Source organism: Enterobacter sp. 725m/11 (assembly GCF_011683705.1).
GTDB lineage: Bacteria > Pseudomonadota > Gammaproteobacteria > Enterobacterales > Enterobacteriaceae > Enterobacter > Enterobacter bugandensis.
In genome coordinates this window covers 106,630-131,647 of sequence record NZ_JAAQOK010000001.1, presented here as the reverse complement: position 1 = coordinate 131,647, position 25,018 = coordinate 106,630, and the positions used below count along the sequence as shown (strand labels likewise).

General features: G+C 55.8%; 27 protein-coding genes. 20 read left to right on the top strand and 7 right to left on the bottom strand.

Annotated features, from left to right (window positions below; all coding sequences use genetic code 11):
- Window positions 1-19 precede the first annotated feature (19 nt).
- Window positions 20-1,213 (bottom strand): efflux MFS transporter YdeE, encoded by a 1,194-nt coding sequence (ydeE, locus tag HBA26_RS00630; RefSeq protein WP_028013136.1) that lies wholly within the window; start codon window positions 1,211-1,213, stop codon window positions 20-22.
- Window positions 1,214-1,406: 193 nt separating this feature from the next.
- Between ydeE and eamA the strand changes: the two genes are divergently transcribed.
- Window positions 1,407-2,306 carry an O-acetylserine/cysteine exporter gene (eamA, locus tag HBA26_RS00625; RefSeq protein ID WP_028013137.1) on the top strand — a complete coding sequence of 300 codons (900 nt, stop codon included), beginning with the start codon at window positions 1,407-1,409 and terminating at the stop codon, window positions 2,304-2,306.
- 38 nt (window positions 2,307-2,344) lie between these two features.
- Here eamA and marB read toward each other — a convergent pair whose 3' ends face one another.
- The 3 genes from marB to marR are packed head-to-tail and all read right to left on the bottom strand — an operon-like array spanning window position 2,345 to window position 3,432.
- Window positions 2,345-2,563 (bottom strand): multiple antibiotic resistance protein MarB, encoded by a 219-nt coding sequence (gene marB / locus HBA26_RS00620; protein WP_028013138.1) that lies wholly within the window; start codon window positions 2,561-2,563, stop codon window positions 2,345-2,347.
- A gap of 33 nt (window positions 2,564-2,596) precedes the next feature.
- Window positions 2,597-2,977, bottom strand: coding sequence for an MDR efflux pump AcrAB transcriptional activator MarA (marA, locus tag HBA26_RS00615; RefSeq protein WP_008502237.1), 381 nt, complete (start codon window positions 2,975-2,977; stop codon window positions 2,597-2,599).
- Window positions 2,978-2,997: 20 nt separating this feature from the next.
- Window positions 2,998-3,432, bottom strand: a complete 435-nt coding sequence (gene marR, locus HBA26_RS00610; protein ID WP_028013139.1) for a multiple antibiotic resistance transcriptional regulator MarR — start codon at window positions 3,430-3,432, stop codon at window positions 2,998-3,000.
- Between the two features lie 256 nt (window positions 3,433-3,688).
- On the opposite strand from marR, the gene HBA26_RS00605 reads away from it, so the two are divergent.
- Both HBA26_RS00605 and HBA26_RS00600 read left to right on the top strand, forming a co-directional pair.
- The gene (locus HBA26_RS00605) at window positions 3,689-4,354 is read left to right on the top strand and encodes a MarC family NAAT transporter (protein ID WP_041909999.1); all 666 of its coding nucleotides are present in this window, start codon (window positions 3,689-3,691) and stop codon (window positions 4,352-4,354) included.
- A 180-nt stretch (window positions 4,355-4,534) separates the two neighbouring features.
- Window positions 4,535-5,377 (top strand): lysozyme inhibitor LprI family protein, encoded by an 843-nt coding sequence (locus HBA26_RS00600; protein ID WP_166720727.1) that lies wholly within the window; start codon window positions 4,535-4,537, stop codon window positions 5,375-5,377.
- A 137-nt stretch (window positions 5,378-5,514) separates the two neighbouring features.
- On the opposite strand, the gene HBA26_RS00595 is transcribed toward HBA26_RS00600, so the two are convergent.
- Complete coding sequence (locus tag HBA26_RS00595) at window positions 5,515-6,711, bottom strand: sugar transporter (RefSeq protein WP_041909997.1); 1,197 nt, start codon at window positions 6,709-6,711, stop codon at window positions 5,515-5,517.
- Between the two features lie 177 nt (window positions 6,712-6,888).
- Between HBA26_RS00595 and HBA26_RS00590 the strand changes: the two genes are divergently transcribed.
- The 3 genes from HBA26_RS00590 (at window position 6,889) to HBA26_RS00580 (ending at window position 9,071) form a co-directional block, all read left to right on the top strand.
- A complete protein-coding gene (locus HBA26_RS00590; protein WP_126345557.1) occupies window positions 6,889-7,677 on the top strand; it encodes a PhzF family phenazine biosynthesis protein in 789 nt (262 codons plus the stop codon).
- 26 nt (window positions 7,678-7,703) lie between these two features.
- Window positions 7,704-8,498, top strand: a complete 795-nt coding sequence (locus HBA26_RS00585) for a PhzF family phenazine biosynthesis protein (protein ID WP_048999560.1) — start codon at window positions 7,704-7,706, stop codon at window positions 8,496-8,498.
- Window positions 8,499-8,588: 90 nt separating this feature from the next.
- Window positions 8,589-9,071, top strand: coding sequence for a GNAT family N-acetyltransferase (locus HBA26_RS00580; protein WP_063154056.1), 483 nt, complete (start codon window positions 8,589-8,591; stop codon window positions 9,069-9,071).
- On the opposite strand, the gene HBA26_RS00575 is transcribed toward HBA26_RS00580, so the two are convergent.
- Window positions 9,025-9,903 (bottom strand): LysR family transcriptional regulator, encoded by an 879-nt coding sequence (locus HBA26_RS00575; protein WP_063154058.1) that lies wholly within the window; start codon window positions 9,901-9,903, stop codon window positions 9,025-9,027. The genes HBA26_RS00580 and HBA26_RS00575 overlap by 47 nt on opposite strands.
- Before the next feature lie 98 nt (window positions 9,904-10,001).
- On the opposite strand from HBA26_RS00575, the gene sad reads away from it, so the two are divergent.
- The 8 genes from sad to HBA26_RS00535 all read left to right on the top strand — a co-directional run bounded on the left by sad (window position 10,002) and on the right by HBA26_RS00535 (window position 18,867).
- The gene (sad, locus tag HBA26_RS00570) at window positions 10,002-11,390 is read left to right on the top strand and encodes a succinate-semialdehyde dehydrogenase (protein ID WP_063154060.1); all 1,389 of its coding nucleotides are present in this window, start codon (window positions 10,002-10,004) and stop codon (window positions 11,388-11,390) included.
- A gap of 107 nt (window positions 11,391-11,497) precedes the next feature.
- Window positions 11,498-13,087: a methyl-accepting chemotaxis protein gene (locus tag HBA26_RS00565; RefSeq protein WP_063154062.1), complete on the top strand. Its 1,590-nt coding sequence runs from the start codon at window positions 11,498-11,500 to the stop codon at window positions 13,085-13,087.
- 62 nt (window positions 13,088-13,149) lie between these two features.
- On the top strand, window positions 13,150-14,076 hold the full coding sequence (gene glsB, locus HBA26_RS00560) for a glutaminase B (protein ID WP_028013148.1): 927 nt from the start codon (window positions 13,150-13,152) through the stop codon (window positions 14,074-14,076).
- The gene (locus HBA26_RS00555) at window positions 14,076-14,438 is read left to right on the top strand and encodes a DUF4186 domain-containing protein (RefSeq protein ID WP_045260515.1); all 363 of its coding nucleotides are present in this window, start codon (window positions 14,076-14,078) and stop codon (window positions 14,436-14,438) included. The genes glsB and HBA26_RS00555 overlap by 1 nt, the downstream gene beginning before the upstream one ends.
- Window positions 14,439-14,608: 170 nt before the next feature.
- Window positions 14,609-15,574, top strand: coding sequence for a sensor domain-containing diguanylate cyclase (locus HBA26_RS00550; protein WP_028013150.1), 966 nt, complete (start codon window positions 14,609-14,611; stop codon window positions 15,572-15,574).
- A gap of 82 nt (window positions 15,575-15,656) precedes the next feature.
- On the top strand, window positions 15,657-16,184 hold the full coding sequence (locus HBA26_RS00545) for a GNAT family N-acetyltransferase (protein WP_045260516.1): 528 nt from the start codon (window positions 15,657-15,659) through the stop codon (window positions 16,182-16,184).
- 116 nt (window positions 16,185-16,300) lie between these two features.
- Window positions 16,301-17,752: a tagaturonate reductase gene (locus HBA26_RS00540; RefSeq protein WP_126345555.1), complete on the top strand. Its 1,452-nt coding sequence runs from the start codon at window positions 16,301-16,303 to the stop codon at window positions 17,750-17,752.
- Between the two features lie 200 nt (window positions 17,753-17,952).
- Complete coding sequence (locus tag HBA26_RS00535) at window positions 17,953-18,867, top strand: bestrophin family protein (RefSeq protein WP_028013153.1); 915 nt, start codon at window positions 17,953-17,955, stop codon at window positions 18,865-18,867.
- Here the strand turns inward: HBA26_RS00535 and HBA26_RS00530 are convergent.
- Window positions 18,855-19,403, bottom strand: a complete 549-nt coding sequence (locus HBA26_RS00530; RefSeq protein ID WP_028013154.1) for a GNAT family N-acetyltransferase — start codon at window positions 19,401-19,403, stop codon at window positions 18,855-18,857. The two genes, HBA26_RS00535 and HBA26_RS00530, sit on opposite strands and share 13 nt — an antisense overlap.
- 144 nt (window positions 19,404-19,547) lie before the next feature.
- On the opposite strand from HBA26_RS00530, the gene HBA26_RS00525 reads away from it, so the two are divergent.
- The 6 genes from HBA26_RS00525 (at window position 19,548) to HBA26_RS00500 (ending at window position 25,017) form a co-directional block, all read left to right on the top strand.
- On the top strand, window positions 19,548-20,018 hold the full coding sequence (locus HBA26_RS00525; protein ID WP_063438013.1) for a GNAT family N-acetyltransferase: 471 nt from the start codon (window positions 19,548-19,550) through the stop codon (window positions 20,016-20,018).
- 12 nt (window positions 20,019-20,030) lie between these two features.
- Entirely contained in the window at window positions 20,031-20,471 is a 441-nt protein-coding gene (locus HBA26_RS00520; RefSeq protein WP_126345554.1) for a GNAT family N-acetyltransferase, read from the top strand.
- Window positions 20,472-20,614: 143 nt separating this feature from the next.
- Window positions 20,615-21,610: an alpha/beta hydrolase gene (locus tag HBA26_RS00515; RefSeq protein WP_048958215.1), complete on the top strand. Its 996-nt coding sequence runs from the start codon at window positions 20,615-20,617 to the stop codon at window positions 21,608-21,610.
- A gap of 44 nt (window positions 21,611-21,654) precedes the next feature.
- Complete coding sequence (locus HBA26_RS00510) at window positions 21,655-22,395, top strand: response regulator (protein WP_048999569.1); 741 nt, start codon at window positions 21,655-21,657, stop codon at window positions 22,393-22,395.
- Window positions 22,392-23,690 carry an ATP-binding protein gene (locus HBA26_RS00505; protein WP_126345553.1) on the top strand — a complete coding sequence of 433 codons (1,299 nt, stop codon included), beginning with the start codon at window positions 22,392-22,394 and terminating at the stop codon, window positions 23,688-23,690. Before HBA26_RS00510 ends, HBA26_RS00505 begins: the two co-directional genes overlap by 4 nt.
- Before the next feature lie 136 nt (window positions 23,691-23,826).
- Window positions 23,827-25,017, top strand: coding sequence for a cytochrome c biogenesis protein/redoxin (locus tag HBA26_RS00500; RefSeq protein WP_126345552.1), 1,191 nt, complete (start codon window positions 23,827-23,829; stop codon window positions 25,015-25,017).
- Window position 25,018: the final 1 nt, after the last annotated feature.

Genomic DNA, 25,018 nt, shown 5'->3' with positions numbered 1-25,018 from the left:
CCTTACCCGGCCACTATTTTTACGCCGCTTTGGGGGATTCGTTCCACGCCTTCACGCTCATTCCCCGCAAAATCATCAGCCAGGCAACGACGATGGCAACCATCATGATTGCAAACAGCGACCAGTGCGGCAGGTTGGTCAGGATAATGCCGGTAATCATCGGGTTTGCCGCCGCGCCGAGCCAGCCCAGCGCCTGCGCGGAAAAATAGCTGGCCTTCATCCCCGGCGGGGCGATGTTGTCGATCAGCATATATTCACCCGGTGCGTAGATAATCTCACCCAGCGTAAAGATGGCGGCAGCGATGCCCCAGTAAATCAGGTTCTCCCCGGAGAGCATAAAGCCTCCCAAACCCAGGATAAAAAACAGCGTTGCGGCGGTCATTAAAGGCCGAATATTGCTGGCAGAGATCTTGCGTCCCAGCGCGTACTGCAGCGTCACCACCACGGCGGCGTTAACGGGCAGCACCACGGCGACCACCTTCTGGGCAAAATCGCTGTCGGCATTGGCGGCCAGTACGTATTGCGAAATGCAGCTGGCGAACGATCCACCCACGTAAGACGCGAGCAGGCCGGAGAGGGTGAACCAGAACAGGGCGCGATCTTTCAGCAGCACCGACGGCTGCCAGGGCATCTTCTCCTCGGCGGTATCCAGCGCGACGCTTTTTTGCACGAAGAAATGAATAAACCCGAGCGGCAGCGCGGCGCAGAAGGCCGCCAGCCAGAACGGCAGCTGCAGGCTGTACATCACCAGCAGGGTGCCAATCGGCGGCCCTATCGTCCAGCCAATGTTCAGGAAGCTGTAGTTGAGCGAGAAGACGCGCGCTTTCTGGCTGGAGGTCAGCACGTCCGAGAACCAGGCTTTCAGCACCGTCGAAAAGACGGAATAGGCGCAGTTAATAAGGGAAAAGAACAGCACTACCAGGGTGACGTTATCCACTAGCGGGATCGCGACAAAACCGGCGATAAAAGCCACGATCGCGATCAGCATATAGCGTTTTTTATCAAACTTATCGGCCAGAATGCCAAATCCCAGGCTGAACACCACGCCAACGGTCAGCGCAATCGTCAGGGCATAACCAATATTCTCGACGCTCATATTAAACACGCGCGTGAGATAAATGGTCATGAACGGCAGCGTTGCCCCCCGACCGATGGTTAATAACAATGACGATGCCAGCAGCGCTGCGGTTGAGCGCCTGAGAGATGGTTTCATATTCCTTCCCGACGGTTGCTTATGCTTTTTTTAGACGAGTGTTAACAGGATTACCATGACATAAGGGGCTTGTATAGCACCCGATTTATCCCTAAGTGCTTCAGCTGCCTGCCAGAAATAATGATCTTCTCGCGGCACACTTTTTTCTGTTACCTTGAAGTGTTAACAAATTATTAATAATCAGGGGCAGGGTATGACGCGTAAAGACGGACTGCTGGCGTTGCTGGTGGTCGTGGTATGGGGGCTCAATTTTGTGGTCATCAAGCTGGGATTGCACAACATGCCCCCGCTGATGCTGGCCGGTTTGCGTTTTATGCTGGTGGCGTTCCCGGCGCTCTTTTTCGTCGCCCGTCCGAAAATCCCGTTAAAACTGCTGCTGGGCTACGGTCTGACCATCAGCTTTGGCCAGTTCGCGTTTCTCTTCTGCGCCATCAAGTTCGGCATGCCGGCCGGTCTGGCCTCGCTGGTGTTACAGGCGCAGGCGTTCTTTACCATTATTCTCGGCGCATTTGTGTTTGGCGAACGCCTGCAGGGCAAGCAGCTGGCGGGGATAACGCTGGCGGTATTTGGCGTGCTGGTGCTGATTGAAGCAAGCCTGAACGGTCAGGATGTGGCGCTGCTCGGGTTTATGCTCACGCTGGCGGCGGGGCTGAGCTGGGCGTGCGGCAATATTTTCAACAAGCTGATTATGCAGCACGAGGCGAGGCCTCAGGTGATGTCCCTGGTGGTCTGGAGCGCATTGATTCCGATAATCCCGTTTCTGGTGGCGTCGTTTATTCTGGATGGCCCGGAGGTGATGCTGAACAGCCTGGTCGAGATCGATCTGACTACGATCCTTTCTCTTATCTATCTGGCGTTTGTCGCCACCATCGTGGGCTACGGGATCTGGGGTTCGCTGCTGGGGCGCTATGAGACCTGGCGCGTCGCGCCGCTGTCTTTGCTGGTTCCGGTAGTGGGGCTTGCCAGTGCGGCGATACTGCTGGATGAAACGCTGAGCGCGCTGCAGCTGCTCGGTGCCGTGCTGATCATGGCCGGGCTGTACATCAACGTGTTTGGCCTGCGGGTTCGCCGGGCGGCGCGGGTAAGGGGATAGGGCATAAAAAAGCCCCGCGGCTGCGGGGCAAAAACGAATCAGAGGCCGTGCTGATTATAATAAGGCACGCCTAATTCGTCGGATTTGTCGCTACCAGCACCCATGTGGTTGAAATCATAAGGCGACTGGTCATGTGCTGACGGCAAAATCATCGTGTCATGATTATTTTGCTGCGTTGCACCTGGGGTTTGCTCCGCGAAGGTCTGGCTGGAAAACAGCACCAGCAAGGCGAGGGCGGCGGAGGCGGTAACTTTCATTTTTTCCTCGGTTACGTCTTTTACAGGCGATGATTAACTACAGTGTTTTAACGGATACAGATAACGGGATTCACCCGGCACGCTGGTGATTCGGTACTTATGAGGCGGCACGTCAAAATAGTTCTTGAACGTACGCGTGAGGGTTTGCTGTGATTCAAATCCGTAACGCTCCGCCAGATAAAGGATCGGTTCATTGCTTTCTTTCAGTTTCTGGGCAATTTCCGTCAGCTTGCGGCTGCGAATATATTGACCTAATGAATGACCGGTCTCTTTTTTGAACATCCGTTGCAGGTGCCATTTGGAGTAACCTGAACGCTCAGACACTTTTTCAAGGGAGAGCGGCGATTCCAGGTTATCTTCGATCCAGTCCAAAATGCTATGAATAGTGATAGCGTCAGTATTGCGTCTGGACATCGTCATACCTCTTTTTCTGTTTACGGCAGTATTTTCTTCAGCAAAAGCTCAAGGGTAGCCACTTCATCTGCCGTTAAGTTTTTTGTTAGTTCCTGATGCAGTGTTTGTCCTACTAATTGATGACATTGCTCGCACATAGCCGCACCATCGCTGGTGAGCCTGACCAGTACGCCGCGTTTGTCATTCGGGTTAGGGCTTCGTTCTACCCATCCTTTGCAGACGAGACGATCGAGCATGCGGGTTAACGCACCCAGATCGACAGAGAGCACCTTTTTCAGCTCAACCGGCGTGATACACACTTCGCAGCGAATGGAACACAGCACTTTGAACTGTGTTGCGGTGATATCCAGCGGTGACAGGTAGTCATTGAGCAGGCGATCTTTTTTCTGGTTAACCATATGAATAAGACGACCCAGCGGAACAACGTCGTTAAAGATATCACTGGTGCTTTTCACAATGGTTGCCCTGGCAAGTAGTTTAATCACGGCAGATATTATTGCTCAGGCAAGTATAAGTCAACTGAATGAATCAGCCGATGCCACGAATTGCTAAAACGTTTCATGAACGATTTTTGCAACCTTTCAAATCAGGAAGATAACTAATGAGTATCGTTCCCAAAGGAAAACTATCGTTACGTTGCGCCGATGGCTGAACGTCACACTTTCACCCTATAATTGCGATGTTAAATATGGATAAGGACAACAACGCACTATGTTGGATTTGATTAAAGCAATTGGTCTCGGGCTGGTGGTACTGCTGCCGTTAGCTAACCCGTTAACGACGGTGGCGCTGTTCCTGGGGCTGGCAGGGAATATGAACAGCGCCGAGCGCAACCATCAGTCGATGATGGCTTCGGTGTATGTGTTTGCCATTATGATGGTGGCCTACTACGCCGGACAACTGGTGATGAATACCTTCGGGATTTCAATTCCCGGGCTGCGTATTGCGGGCGGGCTGATTGTGGCCTTTATCGGCTTCCGCATGCTGTTCCCGGCGCAGAAAGCGCACGAGTCTCCGGAGGCAACCAGCAAATCTGAAGAGCTGGAGTCCGAACCGAGCGCGAATATTGCTTTTGTACCGCTGGCCATGCCGAGTACGGCCGGGCCGGGTACCATCGCGATGATCATCAGTTCTGCATCGACGGTGCGCGACAGCTCTACCTTCCCGGACTGGGTACTGACCGTTGCGCCACCGCTAATTTTTGCGCTTATTGGGGTTATCGTGTGGGCGTCTCTGCGCAGTTCCGGTGCGATCATGCGCTGGGTGGGCAAGGGCGGAATCGAGGCGATTTCCCGTCTGATGGGCTTCTTACTGGTCTGTATGGGCGTGCAGTTTATTATTAACGGCGTGCTGGAGATTATTAAGACCTACCACTGATGTCATTGCCGGGTAACGGATTACCCTTACCCGGTATGTAAAATATTTATTAAATGAATACAAATAAATTCCGGAAAAATACTTTTTTAATTCAAACCGGGTTAAATGAGCATAGCCAGACTTGTCGCTCGTTAGTTCTTAAAGTAATGTACTGCACTCATTTCTTTTCAGGATAGTGTCATGCGTGCAAAATATTCTTTTATCGTACTCAGTACGTTGCTGTTTTCATTTACTGCCACTGCAGGCTTGTTCGATTCTGCGCCCGAATTTAAATGTGGTCGTGAGGATGCTGTTGCTGCTATGCAAGCAAAAATCAGAGATGATGCAATGAGTAAATTGCAGGAAACGTATCTGGCAACGCCTTCGCAATTTTATGGAAAACCACTTAAATCATACCAGGAAAAAGCAAATCAAATAGCCATTCATCTGGAGAATGTTACAACTAAACCATTTGATAAAAATGATTCAAACCGCAGTTGCTCCGCTAAGGTCACGCTCGCCATACCTATGGAAATCCTTGGGTTTATTGCAGCCTATCCTCAGAAACTAGAGCGGATAAATCAAGGTGGTGGCAAGGTGCTTAATAACAGTGTTCAATGGGATAATTTTGTATATATATTATCCCTGGCGGACAATGAGAAAGACATTTCAGCATCCTATGAATATTCTGACAGAGATTATGTCTCCCAGTCATTGGTCGATATGACTATGCTGGCCATGAATAAATCCGAATTTGAGAAAGCCGATCTCAACAACAAATTAAACGATGCAGTGCTGGCCTATTCTGAGAACGATAGTCAACTCAATAATCTCTGGAAATCTCTTCCAGAGTCAGTCAGGGCCTCTATGAAAAAAGAACAGAATCTCTGGATTAACGAGAAAGCTAAAAAATGCGGGAAGATCAGTGATGCGTCTTCCACTGCCACGCCTGTTGAAACAAGAATTAATATCTATCAGTGCCAGGCTGACATAACCCATGAAAGATATGTCTATCTGGGTGGAGAGGAAGAAAGACAGTATTAATACTTATACTGTGGGTCAATCTGACCTGCTGATGTTGTCGATACGGTTATGCCACGCAAGTAATTTCCCCATGCAGTGTGGCATCGTACGGGCGTCCTGATTTCAGGACGCCATGCGCCACCCGGCATAAATAAACCTCACCCGTGCTGCCCCTGTTCCTCCAGCGCCACCGGCCACTTGCGGAAGATGAGTACCGACCAGACGAGCGCGACGAGCGCCGGAATCGCCCCCAGATAGCCAATCGCCGACATCGATACGTGCAGGCTAATCTGATTGCCCACCAGCGCCCCCGCGCCAATCCCGAGATTGAATATCCCCGAAAACAGCGACATCGCCACGTCCGTGGCATCCGGCGCCAGGGCCAGGACTTTCACCTGCATGCCGAGACCAATAATCATGATCGCCACGCCCCAGAACAGGCTCAGGATCGCCAGCTGGCTTTCGCTGCCTGACGCAGGGAGCAGCAGCACCAGGCACGCCAGCAGCAGGCCGATGGCGCTGCTCACCAGCAAGGAGGCATGCTGGTTACCCAGTTTACCAAACAGCACGCTGCCAATAATGCCCGCGCCGCCGAGAATGAGCAGTAAGAGGGTGGCAAAGTTTGCGCTAAAGCCCGCGACCACCTGTACAAACGGTTCAATGTAGCTGTACGCCGTGTAGTGCGCGGTGACCACGATAACGGTAAGCAGGTAGATACTCAGGAGCGCCGGGCGACGCATCAGCAGCGGCAGGCTTTTCAGCGAGCCGGAATGTTCGCTTGGCAGCGCGGGCAGCAGCTTAATCAGACACACCAGCGTCACCAGCGCGCCCATGCCGATGGCAAAGAAGGTGGTACGCCAGCCGAAGTACTGTCCCACGATGCGGCCAATGGGCAGCCCCAGCACCATCGCCAGCGCGGTGCCGGTGGCAATCAGGCTCAAGGCCTGGGCGCGTTTACCCGCCGGCGCGAGTCGAATAGCCAGCGACGCGGTGATCGACCAGAATACCGCGTGGGCAAAGGCAATGCCGATGCGGCTAATAACCAGCACCGTAAAATTCCACGCCATAAACGACAGGACATGGCTGGCAATGAACAGGGCAAACAGGCCGATCAACAGCCTGCGCCGCTCCATCTGGCTGGTCAGCAACATAAACGGCAAAGACATCAGCGCCACCACCCAGGCGTAGATAGTTAACATAATCCCCACCTGCGCCGTTTCCATCTGGAAGCTTTCTGCTATGTCAGACAACAGCCCAACCGGAACAAATTCTGTGGTGTTAAAAATAAATGCGGCAATGGCCAGCGTGACCACGCGTAGCCACGCGACCCTGCGGGAAACTGTGTTCGTTGTCATAGGGATGTCGGAGATTCGTTGCTGGAAAGATGAGAAGGCGATCTTAAAACGTCATACGGCGAAAACTCAACCATTATGTGACGCAGATCTCAATATTTACCTTATGAAAGCGGTAGCCGGGGGCGTTGTTTTCATTGAATATAAAAGTACGACACAGCAAAAACAGGCGGTAAGACAATGCAGGAGATTGATTTTTATCTGGTAGATGCATTCAGCAATACCTCGTTCGGCGGCAATCCGGCAGCGGTTTGCCCGCTGAACGAATGGCTGCCGGATGAAACGTTACTGAAAATGGCGCAGCAGCATAATCAGTCGGAAACCGCATTTTTCGTCTGCACTAAGGGCGGCATTGAGCTACGCTGGTTTACCACGCTCACTGAAGTCAATCTCTGCGGTCACGCCACTCTGGCCGCCGCGTACGTTCTGTTTAATGAACTCGATTACCCCGACTCGCGGATCCACTTTGATACCGCCTCTGGCCGACTGACGGTCAGCCGGGAGGGCGAGTGGATGACGCTGGACTTCCCGGCGTGCCCGACCCGTGAAGAGACGCCGCCGCCGGAGCTGCTCGCGGCGCTCGGTATCCGCCATTACGTTGAAGCCCGTAAAGGCCGCGCCTGGGTGATTGTGCTGGAAAATCCACGGCAGGTTGAAGCGCTTGCGCCGCGCTTTTCGGCGATGACGCCGGGCGAGCATAAAGTGAGCGTGACGGCACCGGGTGAAGGGGAATATGACTTTGTCAGCCGCTTCTTCTCACCGGGCGTTGCCGTTCCGGAAGATCCGGTGACCGGATCCGCGCACACGATGCTGATCCCCTACTGGAGCGAAAAGCTGGGGAAAACGGCAATGTTTGCCCGTCAGGTTTCGGCGCGCGGCGGGGATGTGCGCTGCGAGCTGAAAGGGGAGCGCGTATTGATGAGCGGTCAGGCGTCGTGCTACCTGAAAGGCACTGTGTATCTGCGCTAAAACTGATAACAAAAGAGGAAGAGACAATGCGGGAAATTGATTTTTATCTGGTGGATGCCTTCAGCGACAAAACCTTTGGCGGCAACGCGGCAGCGGTATGTCCTCTGGAAGAGTGGCTGCCGGACGAGACGCTTCTCAAAATGGCACAGCAGCATAACCAGTCGGAAACCGCGTTTTTTGTGCGTACCGACGGCGGATTTGAACTGCGCTGGTTCACCACGCTGCATGAAATTAATCTCTGCGGCCATGCGACCCTCGCGGCATCACACGTCATTTTTGAGTATCTGGACTATCCGCATACGGAAATCCACTTTACCACGCGCTTCGTAGGGGAGCTGACGGTCAAACGCAGCGGCGACTGGCTGACGCTGAATTTCCCCGCATGGTCCACGGAGGTCGTCGATAACCCACCGCCTGCACTGTTTAGCGCGCTGGGCATCCCGGCGGCAAAAGAGGTGCGCGTCGGGCGAGACTACCTCGTGGTGCTGGAGAGCCAGCAGCAGGTGGAGGCATTAATGCCGGATATTGGCGCGATGGTTCCGCTGGGCAAAATGGTCTGCGTAACCGCGCCGGGCGAAGGGGAATATGACTTCGTCAGCCGCTTTTTCTGCCCGGGCGAAGGGGTGCCGGAAGATCCGGTTACCGGGTCCACGCACAGCATGCTGATCCCCTACTGGAGTGAAAGGCTGGGTAAGACGTCGCTCAACGCCCGCCAGGTGTCGTACCGCGGCGGGGATCTTCGCTGCGAGCTGAAGGGCGACCGCGTACTCATTGCTGGTCAGGCCACCCTGTACCTGAAAGGGCGGATCTTTTTACGCTAGCGGCTGCGCGATAAGTTAATACTATGAAGCAGCCTGGCAGGCCTGCGCTATGTTGACATTGAGTTTCACAAATAAAGCAAGGAGCCTGCCATGTATTCCATTACCTCTGAATCTGCACGTCACCCGGACATTCTTATGCTGATTGCGGCCCTCGACCGTTATCAGAGCGAACTCTATCCCGCCGAAAGCAACCATCTGCTCGATCTTTCAGAACTGCCCGCGACATCCCTTATCCTGATGATCGTCCGCGACCCGCAGCTTCAGGCCGTTGGCTGTGGAGCTATCGTGCTCAATGGCGACGGAACGGGGGAGATGAAGCGGGTTTATATCGATCCGGCCCATCGCGGGCAACATCTGGCTGAGAAGCTGCTGGCCGCGCTGGAAGATGAGGCCCTGAGCCGTCACTGCCATACCGTACGGCTGGAAACGGGCATCAAACAGCATGCCGCGATTCGTCTTTATGAACGAAGCGGCTACGATCGGCGTCCGGCGTTTGCCCCGTATGTGGGCGATCCGCTCAGCCTGTTTATGGAGAAGGCGCTGGTTGAAGACGTTCGTTTAGCAGCGCTATAAACGCTTCCAGCTGGCGGGTCATCGCCCCGCGTCGCCACACCAGCCAGGTAGTGAGCCAGCGCCAGTTTTCCGCCAGCGGCCAGGCTTCAACCTGATGGTGGCCCGGCATACTTTCCAGCATTGAGCGCGGCATCAGCGCGATGCCCGCGCCCGCGATGACGCAGGCGAGCATGCCGTGATAGGACTCCATCTCATGAATGCGTCCCGGCGCGGCTCTGTCTGCATGAAACCAGCTCTCCAGGTGTCGGCGATACGAGCAGTTTGCGCGAAAGGCATAAACATCTCTGCCGCTCACCTGCGCAGCGCGCGTTACCTCCGTCTGCCCGGCAGGGGTGACCAGCATCATCTCTTCCCGGTAGACCGGCATCCCCTCCAGCTCCGGGTGCGACAGCGGCCCGTCGACAAAGGCGGCGCTCAGGGTTCCCTCCAGTACGCCATCAATCATCGTCCCGGACGGTCCGGTAGAAAGGGCAAACTGGATGCGCGGATAGCGCTGGTTAAACTGCGCCAGCGTCTCAGGGATGCGTACGGCGGCGGTGCTCTCCAGCGCGCCGAGGGCAAACAGCCCCTGCGGCTCATCGCCCGCGACGACCATGCGCGCTTCATCCACCAGCGCCAGGATCTGCCTGCTGTAGCGCAGGAAGTTATGCCCGGCGGGAGATAAGCGCAAACGCTGGTTCTCACGGATAAACAGCTCCACGCCAAGATCGGCCTCCAGCTGGCGGATGCGGGTCGTCAGATTCGAAGGTACGCGATGCACCTTCTGCGCCGCCTGGGTGATGCTGCCCGTCAGCGCGACGGCGTTAAACATTTCAAGCTGGGTTAAGTCCATAGCATTCTCGTTTCGTGAATAAGGTGGTCAGTATTATTCATTTTTAAGAAATAGCAGAGTGAGCCACACTTAATCAACCGAAATGCGTGGAGAACATCATGAAATATTCATCTGCTACACATGCTCTGTCCGTTAACCCTGCAACGGGCGAAACGCTCGCCTCGTATCCGTGGGCGACGCAGGAAGAGGTTGAACGTGCCATCGCGCTGGCTGATGCGGGCTTTCGTCACTGGCGGTGCGAAAGCGTAGCCCACCGGGCGCAGAAGCTGCGCGATCTCGGCACCGCGCTGCGCGGTCGCGCGGAAGAGATGGCCCGGATGATGTCCCGCGAGATGGGAAAACCCATTCAGCAGGCGCGTGCGGAAGTGGCGAAATCAGCGGGCCTCTGCGACTGGTATGCCGAACATGGCCCGGCGATGCTGAATGCTGAACCCACGCAGGTCGAGAATAACAACGCGGTCATCGAGTATCGTCCGCTGGGGCCAATTCTGGCGGTGATGCCGTGGAACTTCCCGCTCTGGCAGGTGCTGCGCGGCGCGGTGCCGATCCTGCTGGCAGGTAACAGCTATCTGCTCAAACACGCGCCCAATGTGCTCGGCTCGGCGGAACTTATCGCGCAGATTTTTGCGGACGCCGGCTTCCCTGAAGGGGTATTCGGCTGGGTGAACGCCACCAATGACGGCGTAAGCCAGGCGATTAACGATCGTCGCATTGCGGCGGTAACCGTCACCGGCAGCGTGCGCGCCGGGGCAGCCATTGGCGCGCAGGCGGGGGCGGCGCTGAAAAAATGCGTTCTTGAGCTGGGGGGGTCTGACCCGTTCATCGTTCTCAACGATGCCGACCTGGATCTTGCCGTGAAGGCGGCGGTAGCAGGGCGCTACCAGAATACCGGGCAGGTGTGCGCGGCGGCCAAACGGTTCATTGTGGAAGAGGGTATTGCAGACACCTTTACCCGACGCTTCGTTGACGCCGTCTCCGCGTTAAAGATGGGCTCGCCGGATGAAGAAGAGAACTACCTTGGCCCGATGGCGCGCTATGATCTGCGCGATGAACTGCATCAGCAGGTGCAGGCGAGCCTGGCAGAAGGGGCAACGCTGCTGCTGGGGGGAGAGAAAATCAGCGGTGAGGGGAATTATTACGCGCCAACCGTGCTGGCGAACGTCACCCCGTCGATGACGGCCTTCCGCCAGGAGCTGTTTGGTCCGGTCGCGGCCATTACCGTTGCGAAAGACGCGGCGCACGCCCTGACGCTTGCCAATGACAGCGACTTTGGCCTGTCTGCCACGGTCTTCACCGCCGACGCAGCGCTTGCGGATAAATTCTCTCGCGAGCTGGAGTGCGGTGGGGTGTTTATCAACGGATACAGCGCCAGCGACGCGCGCGTGGCCTTTGGTGGCGTGAAGAAAAGTGGCTTTGGCCGCGAGCTCTCCCATTTTGGTTTGCACGAGTTCTGTAATGTGCAGACGGTGTGGAAGGATCGCGTGTAATTTATTTGGCCCTCATCACGAGGGCCGTTGTCATTTATCTGCAATGGTTCTGTCATTTTCGTTTCGTAGACTCGCACGCGTCTAACGTCTTGTTACTGAAGAAAATTATGAACCTAACGCAAATTTTTCGCCGTATTGCGCAGCGTCTTATCCCTCGCCAGTTTGGCCTGCTGACGGGTATCTTTTGTATTATTGGCCTTTTCTCCGCGCTGCAGCTCTCCTCATCCTTTCTGCTGAACGCCTCCCTGAAGGAAGCTCAGCGCAATGAACGGCAAAACCTGCTGGCGTATCAGCAGCAGAGCAAGCTGGATCTGGCGCGCGTCTCCCTGCTGGCGGCGAGCGATCTGCTCAACCGCTCCGGCGTCTGGTTTATGCAGGATAAAGAAACCGGCTCGGAAGGAAGCTGGCACAGCCTGATGGACGACGCACAAAAGTCGCTGGCGGTTTCTCAGCAGGCATGGAAGGCCTGGCTGGCGCTCAGCCCGCCAAAAGATGAGGCGCTGATTAACAGTTACCAGCTTTTCTACGATGCCATTAAGGAGCAATCGGAAGCGCTTGTCAGAACCAACTCGATTGATGCCTTTTTTGCCGTGCCAGCACAGGCTTTTCAGACCGACTTTAACGACAACTACGCGCGCTATCAGCAGGCCAGCGAGAAGCAGGCCATGCAGGGGCGTCAGGCTTTAATGGCGCAGCTCTCCGGTCTGCAAACGTTGTTCCTGCTGGCGCCGGTTCTGCTGCTCGCCATCGCCGCAGCCGTCTGGTTCGGCATGTCCAGGTGGGTGATTACGCCGTTGCGTCGGCTTATTACACATATTAACCGGCTGGCCGCAGGAGATCTCTCCGGCACGCCGCCAAACGTGATGCGCTTTAACCGGGAGACGGGGCAGCTTAGCGACAGCGTTGCCACCATGCAGCGCGGCCTGCAGCAGCTGGTGACGCAGGTCAGCCACGCCACAGCCACGATGGTAGAGAACATTGGCTCCCTCGCGGAGGGAAACCAGAAGCTGTACCAGCAGTCGGCGCGTCAGGCAAAGGAGCTGGAGGAGGTCACAGCGCATATCGCGACGCTGGAAACCCACGTGGAAGGGAATACCGGCTATGCCCGCCTCGCCAGCTCGCGCGCGGATGAAGCGCGTCAGGCTGCCGTAGGAGGCGACCAGATGATGTCGACCGTGAATGCCTCCATGCAGGCGATCGTCGAGCGATCGTCCGAGATGCGCGGGATCGTGGCGATGATCGACAGCGTGGCGTTTCAGACTAACATTCTGGCGCTCAACGCCGCCATTGAGGCCGCCCATGCAGGAAACCAGGGGCGCGGGTTTGCCGTCGTCGCCCGGGAAGTCGGGCTCCTGGCGCGAAAGAGCAGCCACTCGACGCAGACCATTCAGGAGTTGATCAACCGCTCCGTGCAGGGCATTGAAGACGGCTCCCGCGCCGTGAATCTGATGGAAGAGAACCTGCAGCAGGTCACCGGTCTGGTGGGCAATTTAAGCAGTTTGCTGAATGAAATCTCGACCGCCACGCTCAGTCAGGGAGAAAGTATTCACCAGATGACGCGCCAGCTACAGGCGCTGAATCAGGTCTCACGCCAGACGGATATGCTGGTTTCTGACGCCTCGGAGGCCTCTGAACGCCTGCAAAAGCAGTCCGATCTTTTATTGCAGGCCGTTTCGCGTTTTCGTCTTAGCGCCTGACGCAATACATTAGCCTCTGTTATACTCGCAGCCCGTTTTAGCCTGAGGGCAAGGAGCAAAGAGTGGCTGCGGTCATCCATAATGAGATGCTGGACGAGATTCTGGCGCAGGTTCGTCCGTTATTGGGAAAGGGGAAGGTGGCCGACTACATTCCGGCCCTTGCCTCGGTGAGCGGGAATAAGCTGGGCATCGCTATCTGTACCATAGACGGACAGCGATACCAGGCAGGCGATGCCACTGAACGCTTTTCTATTCAGTCTATTTCTAAAGTGCTGAGTCTGGTCGCGGCGATGCGCCAGTATGAGGAAGAAGAGATCTGGCAGCGCGTGGGAAAAGATCCGTCCGGCCAGCCCTTTAACTCACTGCTTCAGCTCGAAATCGAACAGGGTAAACCGCGTAACCCCTTTATCAACGCCGGGGCGCTGGTGGTCTGCGATATGCTGCAAAGCCGCCTCAGCGCACCGCGTCAGCGAATGCTTGAGATTGTTCGTCAGCTTTCTGGCGTGGACGACATTGCCTATGATTCAGTGGTGGCGCGCTCGGAGTTTGAACACTCCGCCCGCAACGCGGCTATCGCCTGGCTGATGAAATCCTTTGGTAACTTCCACAACGACGTGGCGACCGTGCTGCAAAACTACTTCCATTATTGCGCCCTGAAGATGAACTGCGTTGAGCTGGCTCAGACGTTTCTGTTCCTTGCGCACCAGGGGCACGCGCCGCATCTCGATCAGGAGGTGGTTTCCCCGCTTCAGGCCCGTCAGGTTAACGCCCTGATGGCTACCAGCGGCATGTATCAGAACGCCGGGGAGTTTGCCTGGCGGGTTGGCCTTCCGGCCAAATCGGGCGTTGGCGGCGGGGTGGTGGCGATTGTGCCACATGAAATGGCGATTGCCGTCTGGAGCCCGGAGCTGGATGAAACGGGAAATTCACTTGCCGGCGTGGCGGTTCTGGAGAAGCTGACCCAGCGCCTGGGACGTTCTGTATACTGATGTCTGACCTGGATCCCCTTTTTTCCCGCCTGGCGCGATCGACGTTTCGCTCGCGCTTCCGCTTAGGCAATAAGGAACGACAGTACTGCTGGGACAAAGGCCCCGAAACCATTGACCAGCATGCCGCCGATTTTGTCGCTAAACGCCTTGCACCCGCGCAACCCGCAAACGACGGCAAGCAGACGCCCATGCGTGGCCACCCGGTGTTTATCGCCCAGCATGCCACCGCGACCTGCTGCCGGGGCTGTCTGGCAAAATGGCATAACATTCCCCAGGGCGTGCAGCTGAGCGCGCAGCAGCAACATTATATCGTCAGCGTGATCCACCGCTGGCTGGTGATACAGATGAACGCCCAAAAATGATATTTAATGCGTTCTGCGCTTACCGCCTGCAGCCTCGTACCCGGCTGGCGGACGAGCAAATCGTCATAACGCATTGACGTGAAATGGATAGCGGCTTAACAGGACGTCGAACGCTGACAATGTCTCGGTTTAAGCTACGCTTTGAGTAACGCTTTACGTCAGGAGACATTATGAAAGCACCTGCAACACCTGAAAATGAAATTGACAGACTTAACGCGCTGCGCGAATCGGGTCTGCTTGAGATTGACAGTTCCCCGGCGTTTGACCGCTTAACGCGTCTGGCAAAACGCTTTTTCCAGGTACCGCTGGCCATGGTCAACCTTATTGATGAGCATACGCTGATCGTTAAGTCGGCGGATGGGCAGGCCCCCGATTCCGTTCCGCGCAACATCTCTTTTTGTGGCCATACCATCCTCACCGAAGCACCGCTGATCGTCGGGGATATGCTTCAGGACGATCGTTTTGCGGATAACCCGCTGGTGGCCGGCGAACCTCGCGTGCGGTTTTACGCAGGCTTTCCGCTGCGCTTACGTAACGGCGCAAGCGTTGGCTCGCTTTGCCTGATTGACTACGCACCGCGGGAGTTCTCAGCGACCGATCTCGCCGTGTTGGGGGATTTGGGCGCGCTGGCTGAAGATGAGTTTGCGGCAATCAGCGCGGCGACCACGGATGAATTGACCGGATTATTCAACCGACGGGGCTTTAACCAGCTCGTGCGGTTCACGCTCTCCATCGCCCGTCGCCGGGCGGAGCCGTTAACGCTCGGCTGGCTGGATCTGGATCGTTTCAAGGAGATTAACGATCGCTACGGGCACGAAGAGGGGGATAAGGCGTTAAAGACCATGGCGCAGCTGATGCGCGCCTCTTTCCGCGAAGCGGATATGCTGGTTCGTTTTGGTGGCGATGAGTTTGCCGTGCTGTTTGCTGATACGGATGAGAAGGGCGCGTGGATTGCCATGCAGTATCTCGCCGAGCAGGTCGAAAACTACAATGCACGCAAGCTACATCCGTGGTCGCTTCTGTTCTCCTGGGGGCTGAGCGAATTCGATCATAACGGCAACGACCTGCAGCAGTGGCTCAAAGATGCCGATGAAAAAATGTATGCCATGAAGCAGCAGCGGCAGCGGGCCAGATGACATAACAAAAGCGTATGACCGTTCCGTTTGCGTTAATGAAATGTTAAATGCAAAGTGAGGGTATTCAACGTAAGGACAAAAAATGAATACCTCACTGCAAATCAAAAACCTCACCCGCGACGACATTCTCACCCATCTTGATGCGCTGGCCGGGATCCTCGAAAACTGCGTAAACGGCGGCGCATCCGTCAGCTTTATGCTGCCCTTTAACCTGGAGAAGGCCCGTTCATTCTGGCTCGGCATAGCTGACAGCGTAGGGCGCAACGAGCGCGTGGTGCTGGCCAGTATTGATCCGCAGGAGGGCGTCATCGGCACGGTGCAACTGATTACCGACCAGCCGGAAAACCAGCCGCACCGTGCGGACGTGGCAAAGCTGCTGGTTCATGAAAAAGCGCGTCGAAAAGGGGCCGCAATGGCGCTGATGGAAGCGCTGGAAGCTGAGGCCCGGGCCAGAAACATTTCGGTTCTGGTGCTCGATACCTCCACCGGCAGCGGCGCCGAAACCTTCTACCAGCGTGCCGGCTGGCAAAAGGTCGGTGAGATCCCGCGCTACGCCCTGATGCCGGACGGCGCTATGACGGCCACGTCGGTGTTCTATAAATTCTTATAATTTTTTCACAACCACGCCGGGGATTGATCGAAACAGGGTATCTGGTCGTAAAGTTTTGATAAGTTATCGTACCAATCTTATCAGGCTGTATGACTAATCATAAAAGGAACCCTCTTGTGAACACGCTCAACCGTCGTGATTTTCCCGGTGCGCAGTATCCCGAACGCATTATTCAGTTTGGCGAAGGCAATTTCCTGCGTGCGTTTGTCGACTGGCAAATTGACCTTTTGAATGAACATACCGATCTCAACGCCGGTGTGGTTATCGTTCGTCCTATTCAGAGCGACTTCCCGCCGTCGCTGAACACGCAGGATGGGTTGTACACCACCATCATTCGTGGCCTGAATGAGCAGGACGAAGAGGTGAGTGAAGCCCGACTTATCCGCTCTGTTAACCGTGAAATCAGCGTCTACGACGATTACGACGCCTTTCTGAAACTGGCACACAGTCCGGATATGCGCTTTGTTTTCTCGAACACCACCGAAGCCGGAATCAGCTATCACGCGGGGGATAAATTCGACGATGCGCCAGCCGTCAGCTACCCGGCGAAGCTAACGCGCCTGCTGTTTGAGCGCTTTAGCCACTTTAACGGCGCGCCTGACAAGGGCTGGGTTATCATTCCGTGTGAACTGATTGACTACAACGGTGACGCATTGCGTGAACTTGTGTTGCGCTATGCCCAGGAGTGGGCGCTGCCTGCCGCCTTTATCCAGTGGCTGAACGAGGCAAACCACTTCTGCTCAACGCTGGTTGACCGTATCGTAACCGGTTACCCGCGCGATGAAGTGGACACGCTTGAGGCCGAGCTGGGTTATCACGATGGGTTCCTGGACACGGCTGAACACTTTTATCTGTTTGTCATTCAGGGGCCAGCCTCGCTGGCTGGTGAACTGCGCCTGGATAAGTACCCGTTAAACGTGTTGATTGTCGACGACATCAAGCCCTATAAAGAGCGTAAAGTCGCCATTCTTAACGGTGCGCACACGGCGCTGGTACCGGTGGCCTATCAGGCCGGGCTGGACACGGTTGGCGAGGCGATGAATGATGAAGACGTGTGCGCTTTCGTCGAAAAAGCAATTTATGAGGAAATTATTCCGGTTCTCGATTTGCCCCGCGACGAACTGGAGTCGTTCGCCAGCGCGGTAACAGGGCGTTTTCGAAATCCCTACATCAGACACCAGCTGCTTTCCATCGCGCTCAACGGCATGACCAAGTATCGCACGCGTATTCTTCCGCAGCTGCTGGCAGGGCAGAAGGTCTCAGGTCAACTGCCAGCGCGTCTGACGTTTGCGTTAGCGGCACTGATCGCATTTTATCGCGCGGAGCGTAACGGAGCGAACTATCCGGTGCAGGATGATGCGTTCTGGCTGGAACGTTATCAACAGCTATGGGCGCAGCATCGCGATAATCAGCTCGCTACCCGCGAACTGGTGCACGCCGTGCTGAGCGTAGAAGCGCACTGGGAGCAGGACCTGACGAAGGTGGACGGTCTGGTTGATCAGGTGACGCGGGATCTTGATGCCATTCTGCTGAAGGGCATGCGCGCAGCGGTGAAGCCGCTTTGCTAATTACGTGACCCGGCTTCGGCCGGGTTTAAACAGGCATTATTTTAGTTACAACATACTATTTACCCTGTTTTTAAAATCAAATGCAGCACCGTGCGGTTTTCATTCTTCAGGTGAGAGAATGCAATGTTCCGTTAACATGCTTGCAACCGTGATGGGGATCACGTTTAATAGCCACGCTCTTTTCTTGCCTGAAACTCACTATGATTGTTCGTCCTAAACAGCACTGGCTACAACTGATTTTTGTCTGGCACGGTTCGGTACTTCCCAAAATCTATACCCGACTGCTGCTCAACTTCCTGCTTTCTATCGCCGTTATCCTGATGCTGCCGTGGTATACCTCGCTGGGCATCAAATTTACCGTGGCGCCATTTAGCATTCTCGGCGTGGCGATCGCAATCTTTCTTGGTTTCAGAAACAACGCCTGCTATTCACGCTACGTTGAGGCTCGCCAGCTGTGGGGGCAACTGATGATAGCGGCACGCTCGCTGTTTCGCGAGGTAAAAAACACTTTGCCGGACGATAAGCACCTGGGGGAATTTGTCCGCCTGCAGATCGCCTTTGCCAACTGCCTGCGCATGACCCTGCGCCGGGAAATGAACGCTGACCAGCTCTCTCGCTATCTTGCCCCGGACGTTTTAGCTCAGGTAATGGGCGCCAACTCGCCGGCGAACCGTATTTTGCTGGTCATGGGGGAGTGGCTGGCCGTGCGGCGGCGTAACGGGCAGCTTTCGGACATCCTGTTCCACAGCCTGAACAACCGCCTCAACGATATGTCCATCGTCCTTTCCGGCTGTGAACGGATTGCGACAACGCCAGTGCCGTTTGCCTATACGCTGATTTTGCACCGCACGGTGTATCTGTTCTGCATCATGCTGCCGTTCGCGCTGGTTGTGGATCTGCACTACATGACGCCGTTTGTCTCGGCGCTGATCTCATACACCTTTATCTCGCTGGACACCCTGGCGGAAGAGCTGGAAGACCCGTTTGGCACAGAAGATAACGACCTTCCGCTGGACGCCATCTGCAACATGATGGAACGCGATCTGCTGCAGATGAACGATGAAGAGAACATTCCGGAAAGGCTGATGCCGGATAAGCACTATCAGCTGACCTGATGGGCGTTCCACTCGTCGCGGGTGATCTCCCACAGTTCGGAGTCCAATATCCCGCTGACGTAGGCTTTCTTTTCCGTTCTGATGAGCCGCATGCCGCTGCTGTCTGAAATACGACGGGAGCGGCTGTTCGCGGCGGCCTTCGGCGCCCGCAAAACGGGTTTGTTGAGCGTATTAAACCAGTAATCCGTCGCGGCAATGCTGGCCTCACGCATATATCCCTGTCCCTGAAACTCCGGCGCCAGCCAGAATCCGCGGTTATTATCGTCAACATCGTACAGACAGATAATCCCCATCAACGCATCCGGCACCTCACGACGGCGGATGCTCCAGATCCAGGCTATCCCTTTTGCCATATCCGGCAGCGCGACGTTATTCACATAGTTTTCCGCGCCATTATCCGGGTAGGGCCAGGGCACGGAAGAGACCAAATAGCGAACGATCTCCCAGCGCGGATACAGCTTTTGAATCTGAACCGCATCTTCGGCGACCAGCGGTTTCAGCAGGAGACGTTCTGTCGTGAGGGTCGGTATTGTCATCTGCGGATCTCCTTATTTAAGCGTTATGTTTTTGTTTGCGTTCTGGTATTTTCATCTCTATCACATTCTGGTGAGGCGTGCTGTGGTTATTCACTACCAAAAATGGGCAACGTCTCTTTAATGGCGAAATATTGAAGAGGTGATATGACGTTACGAACTGCTCATCCACAGGAAGCCGAAATACTCTGGAATATACGCAATCAGGCGATTCGTCACGGCTGCAAAACCAGCTACGACGCTGACGTGATTGCACGCTGGACGCCGGATCTTATGCCCGAGCATTACCGTCAAATGGTCATTGATTACCCTTTTTACGTGGTGGAAGACGAGAAGGGCGTCATTGCGGCTACCGGCTATCTGGATCTCGATACCCATTGCCTGGAGGCCATATTCACCTTGCCCACAGCCACCGGAAAAGGCATGGCGACCCGAATTATCGAGGCGCTTACACACGAGGCGCGCAGCCGGGGGATAACCCGCCTGAGGCTGGATGCAACGCCTAACGCCCACGCCTTTTATCAGAAGCTGGGGTTTGTGACGCTGCGCGAAAACTATCATCACTCGCGTATGGCGGGGGCTGATTTACGCTGTTTTGAAATGGCAATCGACTTGTAATGTGAGGAACGCATGGCTGTCACGGTAAGACCTCTACGCGAAGATGACTATCCCCAGTGGCGACCGCTGTGGGATGGCTATACCCATTTTTATGATTGCTACCTCGAGGAGTCCGTTACCGCATCGACATGGGAAAGGGCGCTTTCAGCGCATTCACCGATGTTCTGTCGGGTGGTAGAGAAAGACGCAAAGGTCATCGGTTTCGCAATGTGTGTTCTGCACGAAGGAACCTGGTCAACCGCGCCCATCTGCTATCTGGAAGATCTGTTTGTTGATGCAGCCGAGCGCGGCGCGGGAGCGGGTAAGGCGCTGATTGATGCCTTGATAGCGGAAGGCAAGCGCGAAGAGTGGTCAAAGCTCTACTGGGTTACCCGGGAGAACAATCCGGCACGTAAACTCTACGATCGATACGGTGACGCTGACGATTACGTTCGCTATCGTCTCTCCCTTTAAGGCAGCAGCCTGTGTTTGTATCACACTGTATCAGTGTTCCAGATACATACACAGGCTTGCAATAAACGCGTTTCCGCACATATCCGCTATACATTGAACTGTTGTTATATCTCCGTGAATTGTACTCAACCGGAGATACCAACATGTTCAGCAAACTCGCTTATTCAACGCTTGCTCTCACCGTTTCCCTTGGCACCGTCATGTCATGTCAGGCCGAAGTCACCGGCACTAACTTAGCGGCGGCTTTCGATCGTCCACAGCAAATTAACGCCGGCGATCTTAACGTCGGGTATGTCGACATTGGTCCTAAAGACGGCCAACCGGTCATTCTGTTACACGGCTGGCCCTACGATATTCACAGCTACGCTGAAGTCGCGCCTGCGCTGGCGGCAAAAGGCTATCGCGTGATTGTGCCTTCTCTGCGCGGCTACGGTACTACGCGCTTCCTGTCGGCAAAAACGCCGCGCAACGGCCAGCCTTCCGCGATGGCGAAAGATATCGTGAACCTGATGGACGCCCTGAATATCAAGCAGGCGGTGTTTGCAGGCTATGACTGGGGTGCCCGTACGGCCGATATCGTTGCGGCGCTGTGGCCAGAGCGCGTTAAGTCGCTCGTTTCGGTAAGCGGTTATCTCATCAGCAGCCAGCAGATTGGTAAACAGCCGTTGCCGCCAAAAGCGGAGCAGCAGTGGTGGTATCAGTTCTATTTCGCCACCGAGCGCGGCGCTGAAGGCTATGCCAAAAACACGCATGACTTCGCTCGTTTGATCTGGTCTCAGGCCTCACCTGACTGGAAATTTAGCGACGCAGTCTTTAACGCCAGCGCCAAATCCCTTGATAACCCGGATCACGTTGCGGTAACGCTCAGCAACTATCGCTGGCGCTTAGGGCTGGAAAAAGGCGAGCGCAAATACGACGCCTACGAACAAAAACTGGCCACGCTGCCGAATATCACCGTTCCGACGATCACCATCGAAGGCGGAAACAACGGGGCGCCGCATCCGGCACCGCAGGCCTACGCGGGTAAATTCACCGGTAAGTATGAACACCGTACCTTCGGCGCAACCGTGGGGCACAATCCGCCTCAGGAAGATCCGCAGGATTTCGTCAAGGCAGTTGTTGACGCTGACAAACTCTGAAATGTGCTATTTTCAGTACGTTACCCTTCGGTCTGGAGATTTCGGTGGAGCATATTGATCATATCCTTGTCGTCGATGACGACAGGGATATTCGTGAACTGATTATCGACTATCTCGTTAAGTCCGGTTATCGCGCCTCCGGCGCGGCAAACGGCAAAGAGATGCGCGTCGTGCTGGAGAAGCAGCATATCGACCTGGTGGTGCTGGACGTTATGATGCCCGGCGACGACGGGCTTACGCTGTGTCGGCAATTACGCGTCGGGAAATATAAAGATCTGCCCATCCTGATGCTGACGGCGCGCAACGAGGAGACGGACAGGATCCTGGGTCTGGAAATGGGAGCCGACGATTACGTCGTAAAGCCTTTCGTCGCGCGAGAATTGCTGGCGCGTATCAAAGCGATTTTACGCCGTTTTCGCACGATGCCGCCCAATTTACAGGTGACGGAAGCAGGGCGGCTGGTGACGTTCGGCGAATGGCAGCTCGATACCGTTGCCCGCCACCTGATCGACCCGGAAGGGGTGATTGTGGCGCTCAGCGGGGCGGAGTATCGCCTGCTGCGCGTTTTCCTTGACCACCCGCAGCGGGTGCTGACCCGCGATCAGCTGCTCAACCTGACGCAGGGCCGTGACGCCGAGCTGTTTGAACGCTCAATCGACCTGCTGGTTAGCCGGGTTCGCCAGCGTCTGAATGAAGATGCCCGTACGCCCGCGTATATTAAAACCGTGCGCAGCGAGGGCTATGTGTTTACCATGCCGGTCACCATCATAGAGGCTAACGAATGACGCTCTGGCCTCGCTCGCTGCTGGCCCGCTTGCTGATCGTCGTGCTGCCCGGCCTGTTGCTCGCCAATGCCCTGAGCCTGACGCTGGTCATGATAGAGCGAATGCACAGCGCCCGAACGGTGATGCTCGGTAATCTGGAATACGATGTCGCGACCAGCGTGGCTATTTTAGACCGCTTACCCGCCAGCGAGCGCGCGGCCTGGCTGCCGCGACTTGAACGGGGTAACTATCGCTATATTCTGGGGCCGGGAGAGCCCGGGAACGCGCCGACGGACAAGCGCTCCCGGGACGCCATCCGAACCTTAAAAGCGACGCTTGCGGAACAGTACCCGCTCAGCTTCACCGCCGTTCCCGGCGCCATTTCACATATCCAGGCGCATCTCACGCTACATGATGGCGCACCGCTGACCATTGACCTGATCCCTCGGATGCCGCCGGTCGCCAGCTGGCTGCCCGTTGTTCTTATTCTGCAGTTGCTCGTGCTGGCTGCCTGCTCCTGGATCGCCGTACGCCAGGTGATACGGCCTTTTTCACAGTTTACCCGCGCGGTAGACTCCCTGGACCCGGCTGCCAATTCGCCAATGACGGAAAAGGGGCCGATCGAGGTGCAGCGGGCAGCACATGCCTTCAACGCGATGCAGGCGCGCATTCAGTCCTATCTCAGGGAGCGGGCGCAGATCCTGGCATCCATATCGCACGATCTCCAGACGCCCATTACCCGCATGAAGCTTCGTGTTGAAATGGCGGATCAGCCTGACCTGCGCGACAAGCTCTTAAACGACCTTGATAACATGTCGCGTCTGGTGCGGGAGGGTATTGCGTATGCCCGGTCATCAGAATCACTGGAAGAGACCTCGCTGAAGCTGGAGCTGAACGCCTGGATAAACAGCATCGCCTGCGATTATCAGGACATCGGTAAAAACGTGCAGTTTCAGGCAGGCGAAAACCGTTTGCCCATCGTCACGCGTCCACAGGCGCTGCGCCGGGTGTTGACCAACCTGCTGGATAACGCCCTGAAATTTGGCGACTACGCCACCATTAGCATTGATGACTCGGCTGCCGGAGAGGTGGTGATTCACATCATGGACGGCGGGCCTGGGATACCGGATGCCGAACTGGAGGCGGTATTACAGCCGTTTTATCGGGTAGAAACATCACGCAACCGCGACACCGGCGGGACAGGACTCGGCCTGGCGATCGCAGCGCAGCTCACCGCTCAGCTGGACGGAAAGCTAAAGCTGGAGAACCGCGCAGAGGGCGGGCTGGACGTTTCGATTACTCTCCCGCGCCTTTAATTGTACGGTTCTGTATCTCCCCGCGAGGCCGATACAGAGCCAGACAAAAAACCACGCTTTTACACATATCCTGAACACATCCGCACGATGAAATAGCCTCACTGCAGCGTCGCAGGACTTGTATTGTGAGGTGTCTATGTTTCTGATAATTGCTTTCCTGGGCGGGATGATAAGCCTGCTCAGTCCATGTACGCTCCCGGTAATTCCTCTCCTGTTCGCCGGTTTTCAGGGGCAGCGGCGACATATTCTGGCGCTGCTCGCGGGGATGATCGTCATGTTCACCCTGGTGGCGATGGTCGTCACCGTCGCCAGCGAGTGGATAGCAGAGGCAACTATCGTCGGGCGCTGGGTCGCGCTTATCGTCCTGGCCACGGCCGCGCTGGCCTTAATTTTTCCGGCCTTTGCCCAGCGTATCGCCGGGCCGGCAGTCAGCGCGGGAAATGTCCTCAACACCCGAAGCGGGCAAACGCGTGGTATGGCATCGGCTTTTCTGGCCGGGCTTGCTGTCGGGCTGCTCTGGTCTCCCTGCGCGGGACCGATTCTGGGCGCCATTTTCAGCATCAATATTGCCGGACACTCGGCCATTGCCACAGGAGCCTTGCTGGCCGCCTATGGTAGCGGCTGCGCGCTGATGCTGGGCCTGCTCGTTTTCGGAGGCCGCACGCTGATGGCGCCGCTGAGAGCAAGATCGGCGCTGATGGAAAAATTACGTCAGGGGGCAGGCGTGGTGATGTTAGCGGCCGTTGTCTTTAACGCAACGGGGATGACGTCTGTTCTGCAAGGCGCAAACGGCGTCGCGGATCGTCTTGAAACCGCGCTGCTGAATCTGGCAAAGCCCGTCGCGCAACCGGCGAAGCTTCAACCGGTCGTCATGACCGAGCCCAGCAGCCAGCTGCCTTCATTAAGCGGTGGAACAGGGTGGGTAAATGGTGACCCTGTCACGTCTGAATCACTGCGCGGGAAGGTGGTTCTGATCGATTTCTGGACCTGGGACTGCATTAACTGCCAGCATACGCTTCCGCACGTGCGCGACTGGGCAACAAAATACCAGTCTCAGGGCCTGGTCGTCATAGGGGTACACACGCCTGAATACCCCTGGGAGAAACCGATCGCCTCGGTGAAAAACGCGGTAAATAAATGGCAACTGCCGTACCGGGTTGTGACGGACAACAACTATCAGATCTGGAACGCTTTTGGCAACCAGTACTGGCCCGCGCACTACTATTTCGATGCTAAAGGTCAGCTACGCTATACCTCGTTTGGCGAAGGGAATTATGAGCAGCAGGAAAAGATTATCCAGCAGCTGCTCAAAGAGGCCCGTTCATAGC

Bases quoted from the DNA above. Each gene is read 5' to 3' on its own strand.
- HBA26_RS00515 (WP_048958215.1), top strand. From the start codon at position 20,615: ATGTTCAGCAAACTCGCTTATTCAACGCTTGCTCTCACCGTTTCCCTT.
- eamA (WP_028013137.1), top strand. From the start codon at position 1,407: ATGACGCGTAAAGACGGACTGCTGGCGTTGCTGGTGGTCGTGGTATGG.
- HBA26_RS00545 (WP_045260516.1), top strand. From the start codon at position 15,657: ATGAATACCTCACTGCAAATCAAAAACCTCACCCGCGACGACATTCTC.
- ydeE (WP_028013136.1), bottom strand. From the start codon at position 1,213: ATGAAACCATCTCTCAGGCGCTCAACCGCAGCGCTGCTGGCATCGTCA.
- HBA26_RS00555 (WP_045260515.1), top strand. From the start codon at position 14,076: ATGTCTGACCTGGATCCCCTTTTTTCCCGCCTGGCGCGATCGACGTTT.
- HBA26_RS00525 (WP_063438013.1), top strand. From the start codon at position 19,548: ATGACGTTACGAACTGCTCATCCACAGGAAGCCGAAATACTCTGGAAT.
- HBA26_RS00590 (WP_126345557.1), top strand. From the start codon at position 6,889: ATGCAGGAGATTGATTTTTATCTGGTAGATGCATTCAGCAATACCTCG.
- HBA26_RS00520 (WP_126345554.1), top strand. From the start codon at position 20,031: ATGGCTGTCACGGTAAGACCTCTACGCGAAGATGACTATCCCCAGTGG.
- HBA26_RS00575 (WP_063154058.1), bottom strand. From the start codon at position 9,903: ATGGACTTAACCCAGCTTGAAATGTTTAACGCCGTCGCGCTGACGGGC.
- HBA26_RS00565 (WP_063154062.1), top strand. From the start codon at position 11,498: ATGAACCTAACGCAAATTTTTCGCCGTATTGCGCAGCGTCTTATCCCT.
- sad (WP_063154060.1), top strand. From the start codon at position 10,002: ATGAAATATTCATCTGCTACACATGCTCTGTCCGTTAACCCTGCAACG.
- HBA26_RS00550 (WP_028013150.1), top strand. From the start codon at position 14,609: ATGAAAGCACCTGCAACACCTGAAAATGAAATTGACAGACTTAACGCG.
- marA (WP_008502237.1), bottom strand. From the start codon at position 2,977: ATGTCCAGACGCAATACTGACGCTATCACTATTCATAGCATTTTGGAC.
- HBA26_RS00605 (WP_041909999.1), top strand. From the start codon at position 3,689: ATGTTGGATTTGATTAAAGCAATTGGTCTCGGGCTGGTGGTACTGCTG.
- marB (WP_028013138.1), bottom strand. From the start codon at position 2,563: ATGAAAGTTACCGCCTCCGCCGCCCTCGCCTTGCTGGTGCTGTTTTCC.
- HBA26_RS00505 (WP_126345553.1), top strand. From the start codon at position 22,392: ATGACGCTCTGGCCTCGCTCGCTGCTGGCCCGCTTGCTGATCGTCGTG.
- HBA26_RS00500 (WP_126345552.1), top strand. From the start codon at position 23,827: ATGTTTCTGATAATTGCTTTCCTGGGCGGGATGATAAGCCTGCTCAGT.
- HBA26_RS00600 (WP_166720727.1), top strand. From the start codon at position 4,535: ATGCGTGCAAAATATTCTTTTATCGTACTCAGTACGTTGCTGTTTTCA.
- HBA26_RS00585 (WP_048999560.1), top strand. From the start codon at position 7,704: ATGCGGGAAATTGATTTTTATCTGGTGGATGCCTTCAGCGACAAAACC.
- HBA26_RS00530 (WP_028013154.1), bottom strand. From the start codon at position 19,403: ATGACAATACCGACCCTCACGACAGAACGTCTCCTGCTGAAACCGCTG.
- HBA26_RS00580 (WP_063154056.1), top strand. From the start codon at position 8,589: ATGTATTCCATTACCTCTGAATCTGCACGTCACCCGGACATTCTTATG.
- HBA26_RS00595 (WP_041909997.1), bottom strand. From the start codon at position 6,711: ATGACAACGAACACAGTTTCCCGCAGGGTCGCGTGGCTACGCGTGGTC.
- HBA26_RS00535 (WP_028013153.1), top strand. From the start codon at position 17,953: ATGATTGTTCGTCCTAAACAGCACTGGCTACAACTGATTTTTGTCTGG.